Below are 16,128 nucleotides of genomic sequence, written 5' to 3' on the forward strand. Positions count from 1 at the left end.
CCCGTAGGCCTGATAAGCACAGCGCCATCAGTAAAGATGCCGGATGGCGACGTAAACGTCTTATCCGGCCTACAGGTTTAGCGCGATAATATCGCAACGCGCATCAGGCTTTGTTACGTAACACCTGAAGGCAATGCTTGAGTTGGTTATCCATCGGCGCTTCGATACGCATCACCTCGCCAGTCCCCGGATGGGTAAACTTCAGCGCTGCCGCGTGCAGAAAAAGCCGTGACAGCCCCGTTCCCGCAAGCTGCTTATCAAATTCGCGATCGCCGTAACGATCGTCAAACGCGATCGGATGGCCCGCATGCAGCGTATGCACACGAATCTGATGCGTACGTCCCGTCACCGGGCTACAGCGCACCAGCGTCGCAAACGCATAGCGCTCTTCAACCTTAAAGCGCGTTTCGGAGGGTTTTCCTTCCTGACTCACACGTACAATACGTTCGCCGCTTTGCAGAATATTCTTTAATAAAGGCGCCTGTACCGATTTAACATGCGACTGCCACTGGCCGCGAACCAGCGCCAGATAATCTTTCTGCATCCCCTTCTCACGCAGTTGCTCATGCAAAGAACGCAGCGCTGAGCGTTTTTTCGCAACCAGCAGTACGCCAGAAGTATCGCGGTCCAGACGATGCACCAGTTCCAGGAAACGCGCTTCTGGCCGCAACGCGCGCAGCCCCTCGATAACGCCGAAGCTCAACCCGCTTCCGCCATGCACCGCCGTACCGGAAGGTTTGTTCAGCACAAGGATATGGTCATCTTCATACAAAATGACATCGGCCAGCGCCGCCACTTTTTGCAAATGCGGCGAAACGGCCTCTTCTTCGCGTTCGGCGACGCGCACCGGCGGAATACGCACTTCATCCCCGGCTTCGAGCTTATATTCCGGTTTGATGCGTTTTTTGTTCACCCGCACTTCGCCTTTACGCAAAATGCGGTAAATCATGCTTTTCGGTACGCCTTTGAGTTGCGTGCGCAAAAAGTTATCGATGCGTTGCCCCGCTTCGTCGGCAGTAATGGCAACTATTTTTACGGATGGAGTCTCAGTTTTCATGGGGGCCGATTCTAAATAGCCATAAGGATTAGCGCCACTCATTTTTCTATGCTTATATTTACTTCTATATCCTGTTACTCACGTTCAACATGACCAATTTGCTGGTTATTAAACCAATCACCATGAGGAAGTGAAAAAACTGTGAGTAACCGGGTGATAAATGGTAAAAGTCATCTTGCTATAACAAGGTTAGCAGTGGAATAATGTAACCGTTTCCGTGTCGAACCTTGTTAAAACAAGAAATTTTACGGAATGACCCATTTTGCCAGACAGATCATCAACGCAGCAATGGCGTAAGACGTATTGATTTTTCAGGCAGTTAGCGGGCTGCGGGTTGCAGTCCTTACCGGTATATGTTCTATGTACTACGCGTTGCAGAAAGGCGGCAAATCTGGGAATCCCCAGGAGCTTATGCCCGGGTGAGCAGATGAAGCCAACGCATCTGCGGCGTGAAAGACGATGAACATAATGGAATCTTCTCTGGAGAGTAACTCCCAGGCTGTTCCCCTGATAATTGCGCTGTATTTCCGTATGAAATACAGGCAACCGACACTCTGCGCCTCTTTGAGCAGACGATAACCGTGAGGTTGGCGACGCGAATAGACACGAGGCCATCGGTTCACACCCGGAAAGGCATTACTATGCCCGCAGCTTAGTCGTCAATGTAAGAATAATGAGTAAGTTACGATGAAAAGAATGTTAATCAACGCAACTCAGCAGGAAGAGTTGCGTGTTGCCCTTGTAGATGGGCAGCGCCTGTACGACCTGGACATTGAGAGTCCAGGACACGAGCAGAAAAAAGCGAACATCTATAAAGGCAAAATTACCCGTATCGAACCGAGTCTGGAAGCGGCTTTTGTTGATTACGGCGCTGAACGTCACGGTTTCCTCCCGTTAAAAGAAATTGCCCGCGAATATTTCCCCGCCAACTACAACGCCCACGGCCGTCCAAACATTAAAGATGTGTTGCGCGAAGGTCAGGAAGTGATTGTTCAGATTGATAAAGAAGAACGCGGCAACAAAGGCGCTGCGCTGACGACGTTTATCAGTCTGGCAGGGAGCTATCTGGTTTTAATGCCGAACAACCCGCGCGCGGGCGGCATCTCCCGTCGCATTGAAGGCGACGATCGCACCGAATTAAAAGAAGCGCTGGCAAGCCTCGAACTGCCTGACGGCATGGGGCTTATCGTGCGTACCGCAGGCGTCGGCAAATCCGCCGAAGCGTTGCAGTGGGACCTGAGCTTCCGTCTGAAACACTGGGAAGCGATTCAGAAAGCCGCTGAAAGCCGCCCTGCTCCATTCCTGATCCATCAGGAAAGCAACGTTATCGTCCGCGCATTCCGTGACTACTTACGTCAGGATATCGGCGAAATTCTTATCGATAATCCGAAAGTGCTTGAGCTGGCGCGCCAGCACATCGCGGCGTTGGGTCGCCCGGATTTCAGCAGCAAGATTAAGCTTTATACCGGCGAGATTCCGCTGTTCAGCCACTACCAGATCGAGTCGCAAATTGAATCCGCCTTCCAGCGTGAAGTGCGTCTGCCTTCCGGCGGCTCTATCGTTATCGACACAACCGAAGCGTTAACCGCGATTGATATTAACTCCGCGCGTGCCACACGCGGCGGCGATATCGAAGAAACCGCGTTTAACACAAACCTGGAAGCGGCCGATGAAATTGCTCGCCAGTTGCGCTTGCGCGACCTCGGCGGCCTGATCGTTATCGACTTCATCGACATGACGCCAGTACGCCACCAGCGCGCGGTGGAAAACCGTCTGCGCGAAGCGGTACGTCAGGATCGTGCGCGTATCCAGATTAGCCATATTTCTCGTTTTGGCCTGCTGGAGATGTCCCGCCAGCGTCTCAGCCCGTCTCTGGGCGAGTCCAGCCATCACGTCTGCCCACGCTGTAGCGGCACCGGCACCGTCCGCGACAACGAATCGCTCTCCCTGTCTATTCTGCGTCTGATTGAAGAAGAAGCGCTGAAAGAGAATACCCAGGAAGTTCACGCCATTGTTCCGGTTCCGATCGCCTCTTACCTGCTTAACGAAAAGCGCACCGCGGTTAATGCTATTGAGACTCGCCAGGATGGCGTGCGCTGCGTGATCGTACCAAACGATCAGATGGAAACGCCGCACTACTCCGTTTTGCGCGTACGTAAAGGGGAAGAAACGCCAACCCTGAGCTACATGCTGCCGAAACTGCATGAAGAAGCGATGGCGTTGCCTTCTGAAGAAGAGTACGCCGAGCGTAAACGCCCTGAACAGCCAGCACTGGCGACCTTCGCGATGCCGGAAGTGCCGCCTGCGCCGACGCCAGCAGAACCTGCGGTGAAAGCAGCGACGGCAGCACCGAAAGCCGTTGCCACTGCGCCTGCACAACCAGGTCTGCTTACTCGCTTCTTCGGCGCGCTGAAAAACATGTTCAGCGGCAGCGAAGTCGCTAAGCCGGTTGAACAACCTGCACCGAAAGCAGAGGAAAAACCGGAGCGTCAGCAGGATCGTCGTAAGTCTCGCCAGAATAATCGCCGCGACCGTAACGATCGCCGTGACAACCGTGATAATCGCGACAACCGCGCTGAAGGCGGTGAAAACCGTGATGACAACCGTCGTAACCGTCGTCAGGCGCAGCAGCAGAACGCAGAAGCGCGTGACAACCGCCAGCAGTCTAACGACGTTGCCGATAAGGCGAAGTCCGGTGACGAGCAGCAGACGCCGCGTCGTGAACGCAACCGTCGTCGCAACGATGAAAAACGTCAGGCACAGCAAGAAGTCAAGGCGCTGAATCTGGATGAGCAACCGGCTCAGGAGACGGAACAGGAAGAACGCGTTCGTCAGGCGCAGCCTCGCCGCAAACAGCGTCAGCTGAGCCAGAAAGTTCGTTACACAGACTCTGCAACCTCTGAAGCAGAAGCTGTCGCAACGCCAGTCGTCGAAGACGCTGTCGCCGCCCAGCCTGCTACGCAAAGCGCGCCTGCTCAGCGTACTGAACTGGCGAAAGTCGACCTGCCAGCGATCGCAGACGTTGCGCCAGCAGAGCAGGAAGAAAACGGCGAAGCGCGTGATAACGCAGGAATGCCGCGTCGCTCCCGTCGTTCTCCTCGCCACCTGCGCGTCAGCGGCCAGCGTCGTCGTCGCTACCGCGATGAGCGTTACCCGCTTCAATCGCCAATGCCGTTAACCGTCGCTTGCGCTTCACCGGAAATGGCGTCTGGCAAAGTGTGGATTCGCTACCCTGTCGCCCGTCCTCAGGATACGCAGGTTGAAGCACAGCGCGAAGAAGAGACCGTACAAGCTCAGCCGGTTGCAGTAGAGCCGCAGGTCGTCGCTGCCGCAGCCGAACAGGTTGTAGACGCACCGGCTCAAACTGAAACCGTTGTCGCTGAACCTCAGCCCGCTACTGTGGAAACAACGCATCCTGAAGTGATTGCCACCCCGGTTGAAGAACAACCTCAGGTGATTGCAGAGGCTGACGTCCCTGTTGCGCAGGAAGTCGCTGCGCAAGCGGAACCTGTCGCTGACGTTCAGGAAACCACGACGGCTGAAGAATCCGCTGACGTTGTCATCGCCGAACCGGAAGAGATCGTTACAGAAACGGTTGAACCTGTCGTTGTTGCCGCTGAACCGGAAGAGATTGTCGCTGCGCCTGTCGCCGTCGCCGTTGCTGAAACCGTGTCAGAAAGCGCGGTAACAACCGGGGAGAAATCCGTCAGCCACGCCAGTGCGCCGATGACCCGCGCGCCTGCGCCGGAATATGTCCCGGAAGCGCCACATCAAAGCGACTGGCAGCGCCCTGCCTTCATCTTTGAAGGTAAAGGTGCGGCAGGTGGTCATAGCGCAACGCATCAGGCCGCCGCACCAGCCACGCGCCCGCAGCCTGTAGAATAAGCTGAACGCGATGTTAAAGATAAAGCCGACCTGCGGGTCGGCTTTTTTGTACCTGCAATCGGTGCCCGTTATCTGTTTTCCGGGCAAAAAAATGCCCGCTCCGGGGTGAAGGGAGCGGGCAGACAAAACATACCCAGTTTCATGATATGTTTCAAAACATGTGCTATCTGTTCAACTGAAACAGAGACATTCCTTGCATATCGCTAAACGCTTTATAGGACGCCTGTAACGCAGCCTGTTGCATTACATACGACGAGATGGCCGCGTTCCAGTCCACATCGACCAGATCGCTCATCTGCTGTGCCTGACCCAGCGCGCGCTCACTTCCCAATGAATCCAGGGAATCCAGCTCACTCAATTGCGTTCCCAGTTCCGCACGAACGGTCAGGACGTTATTAAGGGAGTTTTTCAGGCCACGGTTTGTTTTATCAATCGCCGCAGCAGCTTCCGCCTTCTTCACATCATCGTCAGCAACCGGCGTTTTCAGCGCTGCAATGGCTGTATCCAGCATCGCAAACAGGCTGGTTTCTGAAGCGCTGTTATCAGGCTCCGGTACGGCATTACTGGTAATACGATTAAAAATCTGATCGCCCGTATGACCAATCACCATCGTACGCGAAGCATCAACCTGCTGGGTGATGTTTTCAGTGCCGCCGCTATAGTCGCCATTTGCCTGATCAAACGGCGCTTTTTCAGTTTTATAGCCTGCGAAAATGTAACGACCGTTGCCGTCGGTACTGTTGGCCAGGTTCATTAACTGATCGCGAATCCCCTGTAGATCGCTCGCCAGCGAGGCGCGGTCATCATCGCTTAAGGTGCCGTTAGCGGCGTAAACGATTTTTTCCTGCGCAGTTTGAATTGCAGCTGTCACCTGACTTAGCACGTTTTCTTCCAGCGACACTTTCTGAGTGGCAAAGGTACGTGCCAGCGCATACTGACTGTTCTGAGCCTGGGCCTGAGCGAGTACGATAGCCTGAGAAGCGGCAATAGGATCGTCAGACGGATTAATCACGCGCTTACCGGTGGACATCTGCTCACCGTACTTCATCCATTCAGCCTGGGAATTGGTGATACCACGCATATTCTGCTGGTACATCATCTGGGTACTGATACGCATTTATCCTCCTCTCCCTTAGCGAATGCCCAACAGCGCATCAAACAGCGTATTCGCGGTTTGCAGCACCTGGGCGTTCGCCAGGTAGTACTGCTGATAGCGTTGCAGGTTGCCGTATTCTTCATCAAGGTTAACGCCGGAAATCGATTGCTGCTGGTTGTACAACTGCGTCACGACATTGCCCTGCGCCGTGCTGCTGGTTTTCAACGTGGCGGTTTTGTTCCCCACATCGCTGACCATCGTCGCATAAGCATCATTAAAGGACTTATTGCCTACCGTTTTCTGGGTTTGCAAATCCAGCAGCGCCTGACCGTTACGGTTATCGCTCCCACCCGCATCGGGATCGGAAGCCATCGCAATTTTGGATTCATCGGTCACCAGCACGTTCATGTTCACAATGGCATCGCTGACCGGTTTCAGGGTAAAGCTGTCATTCGCATTTGCCCCTGCCCCGACCGTCACTTCCAGTCCGTCAAACGTCAGTTTCCCGTTGGTTTCAACCGCCTTAAAGCTGGTGTTGTCTGACAAGCGGGTGACCTGCCAGTCCTGACCATCAAATACCAGCTTATAATTGGTAGCCTGTACCGCGGAACTGTCGGTGACTTCCGCAGACAAGGTTCCGCTACCCGTATTTTTCGCATTACTCAATACGGACGGTTTACCGATGGAAAAGAAGTCCTCGCCCTGATCGCCATTGGCATCATATCCCTGTTTATGCTGGGCATTAAACGCTTCGGCAAAGGCCAGCGCCAGCTGGTTGAGGGTATTGCGAGTCTGATCCAGATCCTGAGAGCGGAACGTCAGCAACCCGCCAAGCGAGCCGCTATTGAGCAATTTTTCCGGGATTTCAATGTTTCCGGCAGTCGCATCAACATAGGCGACCGTGGTGCGTGACGGATCGGCGCTGGACGGCACCGCGGCCAGTTGACGGGCGCTGCTGCCCTGCACGAGGGTATAGCCATTCGCCATCGTCAGGTTATAGGTGCCGCCGTCCTGGACGCTAACTTCCACACCGACAATCTGGTTCAGCTCACTCACCAGTTGGTCGCGTTGGTCGAGAAGATCGTTCGGTGAAGCGCCCGCGCCCACCCCGGTCAGACGGGAAATCTGATCGTTCAGGCTGGCGATTTGCTTCGCGTAATTGTTGATCTGCTCAACGCTGGAGCCAATGGCAATATTGACCTGCTTATCCTGATCGCGCAGGTACTGATCGGTCGTTTTAAACTGGTTTACCAGGCCGTCGGCTTTACCGATAAGCGCCTGACGCGCTGCCGGGTCTTCCGCGTTGCTGACCAGCGTTTGCAGGCTGGTGAAGAAACCTTGCAGAGAGGTCGAAATCGAGCTGGTGGTACTGGAGAGCAGGTTATCAATTTTCGACATTTGCTCATACCGCACGGTCAAACCACTGCTCTGATTCTGCGCCGCGCGTAACTGATTGGTAATAAAAGAATCATACTCACGCTGTACGCCAGAAACGTAGACGCCATTACCGACCCAACCGCCCGCTCCCAGCGTACTGTTGGCCTGCGCCATAATCGTCGTCTGTCGGGTATACCCGGCAACGTTATAGCTGGAGATGTTATTACTGGCAGTATTTAACGCAGCCTGGGCTGCGCTAAGTCCGCTCATGGCGTTGTTAATTAAGCTGGACATGGAGGTTCCTTGTAATCCTTCAATACTGGTTATTATCGGCAGCGGGTTCCTGGACTTGAGCTATTTAAAAGAGATTGTCGAGATTCGCGCTGTACGTTTTGCTCACCTTGTCGCTCATGGATTTCAGCTGTTGAATCATGCTGGTTAATTTACGCGCATAGTCAGGATCGGTCGCATAACCGGCATTTTGTAACGCCTGTGCGCCCTGTTCAGCGGTAGACGCGGCGGTCACCGCGGCATAGCGCGGGTTACGGGTCAGCAGCCCCACATAATCCGATAGCGCCTCCAGATAGGAGCTGTAAACACGGAATCTCGCTTTTACCTTCTTCGCTTCGCCGTTCTCATATTCGGTGGTGGTGATCTCTGTTACCGGCCCCTTCCAGTTGGACGAGGCCTTAATGCCAAACAGGTTAAAGCTCGGCTCACCATTTTCACGGCGGATCTGTCGCTGACCCCATCCCGACTCCAGCGCCGCCTGCGCCAGAATCAGATGATGCGGCACGCCGCTTTGTTCACTCGCCAGGCGTGCCGGAAGCGAAAGCTGGGCCAGGAAGTCTTTGCTGTCGCCGGACAGCGGCTCATCATTATTTTCCGGCGCTTTTGGCATCGCCTTACGCACCAGCTGCGTCAGCGCCTGATTTTGATAGCTGGTCACCGTTTCCAGAGGGAACTTCATTGGTACCTGCGGCGCTTCTTCCGCAGGCTGCGTCTGCCCCTCGGTCATCTGCCTGACCATCATCTCCGCCAGTCCCAACCCTTTACCGGCGGTCATCTGCTGCGCAATCTGCTGGTCATACATGCTGGTGTACAGTCGCGTTTGATCGCTGCTGAATATGCCGTCTTTCGGCAGCGCTTCACGCATGCTTTTCAGCATCATCTGCACAAACATCCCTTCAACCTGACGAGCGACCGGGCGGATATTCGCCGCCGGATCTTGCCCCGCTTTGGCTTTCAGCTCATTGAGCGATTGCGCATCCCAGGCCGCGCTGGCCAACAGTTTGCTGTCACCAATCATCAGATAATTTCCAGTTTGGCGCGCAGACAACCCGCGCTCTGCATGGATTGCAGGATGGACATCAGATCCATCGGCGTGGCGCCCAGCGCATTCAGCGCGCGGACGACGTTGTTCAGGTTGGCGCTGGAACGGACGCTTTGCAGCGAACCGCCGCTCTGACGTAAATCAATCTGCGTTTGTGGCGTGACGACCGTCTGCCCCCCGCCAAACGGCGTGTCCGGCTGGCTGACGTTCGCCTGGCGATTCACCGTTACGGACAAATTGCCTTGCGCGACGGCGCAGCTGTCCAGCGTCACCTCACGGTTCATCACCACGGAACCAGTACGGGAGTTAATCACCACCTTCGCGTCCTGTGGTGTGACGTTCACCTCCAGATTCTGGATATCCGCCAGGAAACGGACCTGCGAGCTGTTGCCGCTGGGTACGCGAACCTGAATCGTGCGCGCATCCAGCGCGGTCGCACTGCCATATCCACGGGCACGGTTGATGGTGTCAGTGATCTGCTGCGCCATTGCGAAGTCTTCGTTGTTCAGTTGCAGATTGAGGGTATTTCCGCCGCCAAACTGGCTGGGCAGCTCGCGTTCAATAATTGCGCCATTGGTGATACGCCCGCCATTGAGCTGGTTAACCTGCACGCTGCTGCCGCCCGCAGACGCCCCTGCGCCGCCGACTAAAATATTTCCCTGCGCCAGGGCATACACCTGGCTATCGACCCCTTTCAGCGGCGTCATCAGCAATGTACCGCCGCGCAGACTTTTCGCGTTCCCCATTGAGGACACCACCACGTCGATCGTTTGCCCCTGGCGACCGAATGCCGGAAATTGCGCCGTGACCATTACCGCCGCAACGTTTTTCAACTGCATATTGGTGCCCGTCGGGACGGTGATCCCCAACTGAGACAGCATGTTATTCAGCGTCTGGGTGGTAAAGGGCGTCTGGGTCGTCTGGTCGCCCGTCCCGTCCAGGCCGACCACCAGCCCATAACCAATCAGCGAGTTTTCCCGCACCCCCTGCACGCTGGTCAGATCCCGAATACGATCGGCATGCGCCAGGGTGGTTGCCAGTATCAGTACAATTCCAACAAGAGATTTAAACACTGGAGACCTCGCTTACATCGGCGACAAGTTAAGGAAGAAACGTTGCAGCCAACCCATATTTTGCGCCTCGTTGATATAGCCGTTGCCGACATATTCAATGCGCGCATCCGCAACCTGTGTTGACGGAACGGAGTTGCTGCCGCTGATGGTGCGTGGGTTCACGACCCCGGAGAAGCGGATGAACTCAGTGCCCTGATTAATGGCGATCTGTTTTTCACCCACGACGTGTAAATTGCCATTTGCCAGTACCTGATCGACGGTCACGGTCAGCGTGCCGCTAAAGGTATTGCTGGCGTTCGCGCCGCCTTTACCATTGAAGGAGTTCCCGCCAGAGGCTTCCATATCTGCACGCGCGTTGCCGAACAATCCCTGCAAATAACGAGGAACCGTATCAAAGCCGAAGTTGGTTTTACCGTCACGGCTGGCATTGGCGGAGGAGCTCTTACTGGCGCTGACGTTTTCCTGCAATACAATCGTCAGCGTATCGCCGATATTGCGTGGACGTCGGTCTTCAAACAGCGGCTGATAGCCATAGTTGATCGGCTGCGCAGACTGAAAAATGGAACCATTCGCCACCGGAGTCGGGCCCGGTATGGGCTGTGCAGTGGTCGCGCCCTGCACGAGCGGTGTGGAAGGTATCCAGGCACATCCTGTCAGTGAAACCACCAGCAGGGCCATAATCGGGTAATGGTGCGCAGCGTATTTTTGCATTGCCTTCATCTTCAAAATCAGTGTGCCGGTGAGGTTTCCCTCACCGGACGACACTTAGAGTTGCGTCAGTTTTTGCAGCATCTGATCGGTAGTCGATACCGCTTTGCTGTTAATTTCGTAAGCGCGCTGAACCTGGATCATATTCACCAGTTCTTCCGCCACGTTTACGTTAGAGGTTTCGACATAGCCCTGATACAGCAGACCCGCACCGTTAAGCCCTGGCGTACTCTCATTCGGCGCACCCGAGGATTGCGTTTCGGTGTACAGGTTTTCACCAATGCTTTCCAGACCCGTATCGTTCATGAACGTGGTCAGGTTAAGCTGCCCCACCTGTACCGGCGCGGCCTGCCCCTGTTGAGTTACGCTTACCACGCCATCGCGACCCACGGTGATGCTCAGCGAGTTCGCCGGAATGGTGATCGCTGGCTGTACCTGGAAGCCGCCCGCCGTGACCAGTTGACCGTTCTGATCCACCTGGAAAGAACCGTCACGGGTATAAGCAGAAGTGCCATCCGGCAACATCACCTGGAAGAAGCCCTGCCCTTTGATGGCGACATCTTTACTGTTGTTGGTCTGAGACAGGTTGCCCTGACTATGCAGACGCTCGGTGGCGACCGGGCGAACGCCCGTACCGATTTGCAGACCAGAAGGTAAGGTCGTCTGTTCTGACGACTGCGCGCCAGGCTGACGAATCGTCTGGTACAGCAGGTCTTCAAACACCGCGCGTTGACGCTTAAAACCATTGGTGCTGACGTTTGCCAGGTTGTTGGCAATCACATCCATGTTGGTTTGCTGCGCGTCCAGGCCGGTTTTGGCGATCCATAATGAACTGATCATAAAATGTCCTGTATTAACTCATCGACAGCAGTTGGTTAGCGCGCCCGGCATTGTCATCCACGCTGCTGATAACCTTCATCTGCATTTCAAAACGGCGGGCGTTAGCGATCATATCGCTCATGGCGGACACCGCATTCACGTTACTGCCCTCCAGTACGCCAGACATCACGCGAATGGACGGGTCAGCCTGTAACACCGGGCCACGCGCAGCCTGTGTCGCCGCGCTTAAACGGAACATACCGTCATCGCCGCGTTGCACTTCGCTGCCAAGCGCCTTCACCAGCTTCAGACGTCCTACCGGTGCGACGGTATTGGCCGGATCGCCAGGGTTAAGCGCAGAGATAGTCCCGTCTGCCGCGATGGTGATTTCTGAACCTTCAGGAACGGCAATCGGCCCGGCTTCACCGATAACCGGATGCCCCTGAATAGTCAGTTGCCCGGTCGGGTCCACCTGAATGCTGCCGTTACGGGTGTATCCCTCGTTACCATCAGCGGTCTGAACAACCAGCCAGCCATCCTGTTGCAGCGCCACATCCAGCGGGCGCGAGGTGTAATCCATCTGCCCGGGCGTCATATCGGCTCCCGGCGTGGACGCAGCCACCAGCGTACGCGTCGGTAAAGAGAGACCTTCCACCGGCACTGCGCGCAACGCATTGAGTTGCGCACGAAAACCCGGCGTGGAGGCGTTCGCCAGGTTGCTGGCCGTCACCGCTTGTTGATTAAGCGTCTGACTGGCCGCGCCCATGGCGGTATATATTGCGTGATCCATTAAGCCATCCCGTCAGGCGCTTAGCGCAGGTTAACCAGGGTGTTGAGGATCTGATCCTGGGTTTTGATGGTCTGCGCGTTTGACTGATAGTTACGCTGCGCGACGATCATATTCACCAGCTCTTTACTCAAATCCACGTTTGAGGATTCCAGCGCGCCGTTGGTCAACTTACCGAAGTTACCCGTACCCGCCGTACCAAGCAGCGCAACGCCTGAAGCCTGCGTCGCCGCCCAGACGTTATCGCCCTGAGAAGCCAGACCTTCATTGTTGGCGAAGTTAGCCAGCACGATCTGCCCCAGAACCTGCGTTTGTTCGTTGGAATAGTTACCCACTACGGTGCCGTCATCGTTGATCTGATAGCTCACCAGATCGCCCGGCTTATAGCCGTTCTGGTTGGTCGCGACGATGTTGTTCGCACCGGTGTTCTGCTGCATGGAATTCAGGAAGCTCAGGGAGAAAGAGGCTGGGTCCGCACCATTAATTGCGCCAGTGACGATATTGGCGGAACCGCCAGAAACCAGCATCCCGTTTTCATTGAATTCCATCGTGGTAGACAACGTCGGCGTCGCGGTTGGATCGCTGCTGTCCATGGTGTGAACTTCCCAGGTGTTGTCCTGCGTCTTAACAAAGAACACATTCACATCATGGGCGTTACCCTGACTGTCAAAAACGGTAACGGTACCCTTTTTGTTGTAGGAATCCGCATCGCTCGGATCAAACGGCGTTTTCGACGGCAGTTCATCGCTGGAGTTAAGGTTGATCTGCATAGACGCCGTGGTGGTTGCCTTCGCGGCCATCAGGGTGTTCGGGATGGTGATCGGGCCTGGGTTCGCCCCCTGCTGGATCGTCGGCGGCGTTCCGGTTGCCGGATAGCCGGTCAGTTGCAGCCCCTGCATGTTAACCAGATTGCGGTTCTCATCCAGTTTGAACTGGCCGTTACGGCTGTAGAAAACGGAGCCGTTGCTGTCAACCAGACGGAAGAAACCGTTCTGGCTAATCGCAACATCCAGACCACGCCCGGTGTTGGTGGTAGTGCCGTCGGTAAAGTCCTGGGTAATCCCGGCGACTTTAACGCCCAGGCCCACTTTGGAGCCCGCGAACATATCAGCAAAAGACGCCGTACCGGATTTAAACCCGTAGGTGGCGGAGTTGGCGATGTTATTACCAATAACATCGAGGTTGGTCGCTGCTGCGTTCAGACCGCTGACCGCTTGAGAAAAGGCCATGACTTACTCCTGATAAGTGTAAAGGCTTAAATGATCTGCCGTACTTCGTCGAGTGTGGTGGTTCCGTAGGTCCCTAAATCCAGGGTATTACCGCTACTGTTGCGGATAACCCCCTGAACCAGCGCAAACTGAAGCGGTTGCGCCACAAGCTGCGTACTGCCGTTGCTGGCGGCGATCGCGACGTTATAGGAACCGTTTGGCGCGCTTGTGCCATCCTCCAACGTACCGTCCCAGGTAAAGGTATGAACGCCAGCCTTCAGCTCGCCGATATTGATCGTGCGCACCACCTTGCCGTCTTTGTCGGTAATGGTGGCGGTGACTTTATCCGCTGCCTGCTGCAACTCCACGCCAAACGGCGTCGTGGTGATGGTCGCGCCCTCTTCGGTGCCCGTACCGGCCAGAATGGTGGTGCCGGGGATCATGACGCCATGACCAATCAGGGTGCTGGCCTGTAGCGACTGGCTGTTGTCGATCTGCCCGGAAATCGCGCCCAGCGTGGTGTTCAGTTTTTCAATTCCGCTAACGGTGCTGATCTGCGCCAGTTGCGTGGTCAGCTCGTTGTTTTGCAGTGGGTTGGTCGGGTCCTGATTCTTCAACTGCGCGACCAGCAATGTCAGGAAGCTGCTTTGTAAATCACTCGCGCTGCTTCCCGTCAGCGAACTGCCACTGCTGGTGGATGCGACTCCCGAGTTGGTCGAGTCATTCATATTTACGGCAATAGACATACGCGCCTCCTTTACTGGCCTAATGTCAGCGTTTTAAGCATCATGCTTTTCACGGTATTAAGAACTTCGACGTTTGCCTGATAGCTGCGCGAGGCTGACATGGTGTTGACCATTTCACCGACCACGTCCACATTAGGCATTTTTACGTACCCATTGGCGTCCGCCAGCGGGTTGCCAGGCTCATACACCAGTTTATCCGGCGCCTGACTTTCAATGACGTCCGCCACTTTTACCCCACCGGTTGCCGCCCCTGGCGCCGCGTCTACCTGAAAGACCACCTGTTTAGCGCGATACGGTTGACCGTCCGGCCCGGTGACGCTATCGGCGTTCGCCAGGTTACTGGCCGCCACGTTAAGACGTTTGGACTGCGCGGTGAGCGCCGACCCGGCAATATCAAAAATGTTTAACAGCGCCACGAATTAGTTTCCTCCCTGTAGCACATTCATCATGCCTTTGATTTGTCCACCCAACACGGTGAGGCCCGTCTGGTATTTCAGACTGTTATCCGCAAACTGCGTACGCTCGCGGTCCATATCGACGGTATTGCCATCAAGGGACGGCTGGTCAGGAATACGGTAGAGCAGATCCACCGAAGGAGACGCGACGGTCTGGGCCGGAATGTGTTGTGCAGAGGTGAGCTTCAACGCGATTCCGCCGGTTTCTTCCCGGCCACGCACCATGACTTTTTTGAGTTCGCTGGCGAAATCCATATCACGCGCCTGATACCCAGGGGTGTCGGCGTTAGCGATATTGGCGGCCAACACCTCCTGGCGTTGAGCGCGCAGATTCAGCGCTTCCTGTTGAAAACGTAAGGCGGCATCGAGCTTATCGAGCATATCTCCTCCGCAAATGACAAAATTCAGCCGACAGCTTAAATCCCATCACGCGCGCGTTATCGCCGGAATAAACGCAAAATGCGTCGCTATTTGTTGCGTTGATGCTTGTGGTACGCAGGTAGAATCCTGTCATTGCTTAAACTGGCGGGAAGTGACGATGCAAACGTTAAAACGTGGAATAGCGCTGCTGGCGCTGCTGTTCAGCCCCCTGACGATGGCTCAGGATCTGAATGCCCAGTTAACGGACTGGTTTTCTCAGCGTCTGGCAGGGTTCAGCGATGACGTCGTCGTCACGATCCGCACGTCGCCCAATCTGTTGCCGAATTGCGAACAGCCCGCGCTGAGCGTAACCGGAAGCGCGAAGTTATGGGGGCATGTGAACGTACTGGCGCGCTGCGCGAACGAAAAGCGCTACCTACAGGTAAATGTACAGGCAACGGGGAATTACGTTGTTGCCGCGGCCCCCGTCGCCCGTGGCGGTGCGCTTGGCCCGGCTAACATCACGCTAAAACGCGGACGGCTGGATCAGCTTCCCCCGCGAACCGTCCTGGACATTAACCAGATTCAGGACGCCGTCAGCTTGCGCGACCTCGTTCCCGGGCAGCCAATACAGCTCAGTATGTTGCGCCAGGCATGGCGGATAAAAGCTGGTCAGCGCGTTCTGGTGGTGGCGAACGGCGACGGATTTAGCGTCAATGCGGAAGGCCAGGCACTGAACAATGCCGCCGTCGCGCAAAACGCGCGCGTACGCATGTTGTCAGGCCAGGTCGTGAGTGGAACCGTCGATCCTGATGGGAATATTCTTATTAATCTATAATGAGTTAAAGATTTTGTAGTGGCTGCCGATAAATAATCAACCAATGATGATAGCTGGCTGCTACAGCGTAACCCCTCGATGAGGATAAATAAATGAGCATTGACCGTACCTCACCTTTGAAGCCCGTTAGCACTGTCCAATCGCGCGAAACCAGCGATGCGCCGGTACAAAAAGCGCGTCAGGAAAAAGCGTCAACCACGACCAGTACCAGTGTGAAGTTAAGCGATGCTCAGGCGAAACTGATGCAACCCGGCACCAGCGACATCAATATGGAGCGCGTGGAAACCCTGAAAACGGCGATTCGTAACGGTGAGTTGAAGATGGACACCGGTAAAATTGCAGACTCGCTGATCCGCGAGGCGCAGAGCTACTTACAGAGTAAATAA

The 16,128-nt window shown here is 55.4% G+C and carries 15 protein-coding genes; 3 read left to right on the top strand and 12 right to left on the bottom strand.

The window, feature by feature from the left end:
• Window positions 1–103: 103 nt before the first annotated feature.
• On the bottom strand, window positions 104–1,057 hold the full coding sequence (gene rluC / locus CKO_RS08365) for a 23S rRNA pseudouridine(955/2504/2580) synthase RluC (protein WP_012132836.1): 954 nt from the start codon (window positions 1,055–1,057) through the stop codon (window positions 104–106).
• Window positions 1,058–1,744: 687 nt separating this feature from the next.
• On the opposite strand from rluC, the gene rne reads away from it, so the two are divergent.
• Window positions 1,745–4,942, top strand: a complete 3,198-nt coding sequence (rne, locus tag CKO_RS08380; RefSeq protein ID WP_012132837.1) for a ribonuclease E — start codon at window positions 1,745–1,747, stop codon at window positions 4,940–4,942.
• Window positions 4,943–5,105: 163 nt separating this feature from the next.
• Here the strand turns inward: rne and flgL are convergent, their stop codons facing one another.
• From flgL to flgB, 11 genes are all read right to left on the bottom strand, one after another.
• Window positions 5,106–6,059, bottom strand: a complete 954-nt coding sequence (gene flgL / locus CKO_RS08385; protein ID WP_012132838.1) for a flagellar hook-associated protein FlgL — start codon at window positions 6,057–6,059, stop codon at window positions 5,106–5,108.
• A gap of 15 nt (window positions 6,060–6,074) precedes the next feature.
• Window positions 6,075–7,709 (bottom strand): flagellar hook-associated protein FlgK, encoded by a 1,635-nt coding sequence (gene flgK, locus CKO_RS08390; protein ID WP_012132839.1) that lies wholly within the window; start codon window positions 7,707–7,709, stop codon window positions 6,075–6,077.
• 64 nt (window positions 7,710–7,773) lie between these two features.
• Complete coding sequence (flgJ, locus tag CKO_RS08395) at window positions 7,774–8,724, bottom strand: flagellar assembly peptidoglycan hydrolase FlgJ (RefSeq protein WP_012132840.1); 951 nt, start codon at window positions 8,722–8,724, stop codon at window positions 7,774–7,776.
• On the bottom strand, window positions 8,724–9,821 hold the full coding sequence (locus CKO_RS08400) for a flagellar basal body P-ring protein FlgI (protein ID WP_012132841.1): 1,098 nt from the start codon (window positions 9,819–9,821) through the stop codon (window positions 8,724–8,726). Before CKO_RS08400 ends, flgJ begins: the two co-directional genes overlap by 1 nt.
• A 12-nt stretch (window positions 9,822–9,833) precedes the next feature.
• A complete protein-coding gene (flgH, locus tag CKO_RS08405; protein ID WP_024130441.1) occupies window positions 9,834–10,532 on the bottom strand; it encodes a flagellar basal body L-ring protein FlgH in 699 nt (232 codons plus the stop codon).
• 54 nt (window positions 10,533–10,586) lie between these two features.
• Complete coding sequence (gene flgG / locus CKO_RS08410; protein ID WP_012132843.1) at window positions 10,587–11,369, bottom strand: flagellar basal-body rod protein FlgG; 783 nt, start codon at window positions 11,367–11,369, stop codon at window positions 10,587–10,589.
• 13 nt (window positions 11,370–11,382) lie between these two features.
• Complete coding sequence (flgF, locus tag CKO_RS08415; RefSeq protein ID WP_012132844.1) at window positions 11,383–12,138, bottom strand: flagellar basal-body rod protein FlgF; 756 nt, start codon at window positions 12,136–12,138, stop codon at window positions 11,383–11,385.
• Window positions 12,139–12,158: 20 nt separating this feature from the next.
• On the bottom strand, window positions 12,159–13,364 hold the full coding sequence (gene flgE / locus CKO_RS08420; RefSeq protein WP_012132845.1) for a flagellar hook protein FlgE: 1,206 nt from the start codon (window positions 13,362–13,364) through the stop codon (window positions 12,159–12,161).
• A 26-nt stretch (window positions 13,365–13,390) separates the two neighbouring features.
• Window positions 13,391–14,089, bottom strand: a complete 699-nt coding sequence (flgD, locus tag CKO_RS08425; protein ID WP_012132846.1) for a flagellar hook assembly protein FlgD — start codon at window positions 14,087–14,089, stop codon at window positions 13,391–13,393.
• Window positions 14,090–14,100: 11 nt separating this feature from the next.
• Window positions 14,101–14,505 (bottom strand): flagellar basal body rod protein FlgC, encoded by a 405-nt coding sequence (gene flgC, locus CKO_RS08430; protein WP_012132847.1) that lies wholly within the window; start codon window positions 14,503–14,505, stop codon window positions 14,101–14,103.
• A 3-nt stretch (window positions 14,506–14,508) separates the two neighbouring features.
• A complete protein-coding gene (gene flgB, locus CKO_RS08435; RefSeq protein WP_012132848.1) occupies window positions 14,509–14,925 on the bottom strand; it encodes a flagellar basal body rod protein FlgB in 417 nt (138 codons plus the stop codon).
• Window positions 14,926–15,082: 157 nt separating this feature from the next.
• On the opposite strand from flgB, the gene flgA reads away from it, so the two are divergent.
• Both flgA and flgM read left to right on the top strand, forming a co-directional pair.
• Window positions 15,083–15,742: a flagellar basal body P-ring formation chaperone FlgA gene (gene flgA, locus CKO_RS08440; RefSeq protein ID WP_012132849.1), complete on the top strand. Its 660-nt coding sequence runs from the start codon at window positions 15,083–15,085 to the stop codon at window positions 15,740–15,742.
• Window positions 15,743–15,834: 92 nt separating this feature from the next.
• The gene (gene flgM, locus CKO_RS08445; protein ID WP_012132850.1) at window positions 15,835–16,128 is read left to right on the top strand and encodes a flagellar biosynthesis anti-sigma factor FlgM; all 294 of its coding nucleotides are present in this window, start codon (window positions 15,835–15,837) and stop codon (window positions 16,126–16,128) included.

This window comes from Citrobacter koseri ATCC BAA-895 (assembly GCF_000018045.1).
Classification (GTDB): Bacteria; Pseudomonadota; Gammaproteobacteria; order Enterobacterales; family Enterobacteriaceae; genus Citrobacter_B; species Citrobacter_B koseri.

Coding starts and splice junctions, on each gene's coding strand:
- rluC (WP_012132836.1), bottom strand. CDS start 1,057: ATGAAAACTGAGACTCCATCCGTAAAAATAGTTGCCATTACTGCCGAC.
- flgG (WP_012132843.1), bottom strand. CDS start 11,369: ATGATCAGTTCATTATGGATCGCCAAAACCGGCCTGGACGCGCAGCAA.
- flgF (WP_012132844.1), bottom strand. CDS start 12,138: ATGGATCACGCAATATATACCGCCATGGGCGCGGCCAGTCAGACGCTT.
- flgH (WP_024130441.1), bottom strand. CDS start 10,532: ATGCAAAAATACGCTGCGCACCATTACCCGATTATGGCCCTGCTGGTG.
- flgK (WP_012132839.1), bottom strand. CDS start 7,709: ATGTCCAGCTTAATTAACAACGCCATGAGCGGACTTAGCGCAGCCCAG.
- flgL (WP_012132838.1), bottom strand. CDS start 6,059: ATGCGTATCAGTACCCAGATGATGTACCAGCAGAATATGCGTGGTATC.
- flgD (WP_012132846.1), bottom strand. CDS start 14,089: ATGTCTATTGCCGTAAATATGAATGACTCGACCAACTCGGGAGTCGCA.
- flgA (WP_012132849.1), top strand. CDS start 15,083: ATGCAAACGTTAAAACGTGGAATAGCGCTGCTGGCGCTGCTGTTCAGC.
- flgJ (WP_012132840.1), bottom strand. CDS start 8,724: ATGATTGGTGACAGCAAACTGTTGGCCAGCGCGGCCTGGGATGCGCAA.
- flgM (WP_012132850.1), top strand. CDS start 15,835: ATGAGCATTGACCGTACCTCACCTTTGAAGCCCGTTAGCACTGTCCAA.
- flgE (WP_012132845.1), bottom strand. CDS start 13,364: ATGGCCTTTTCTCAAGCGGTCAGCGGTCTGAACGCAGCAGCGACCAAC.
- rne (WP_012132837.1), top strand. CDS start 1,745: ATGAAAAGAATGTTAATCAACGCAACTCAGCAGGAAGAGTTGCGTGTT.
- flgB (WP_012132848.1), bottom strand. CDS start 14,925: ATGCTCGATAAGCTCGATGCCGCCTTACGTTTTCAACAGGAAGCGCTG.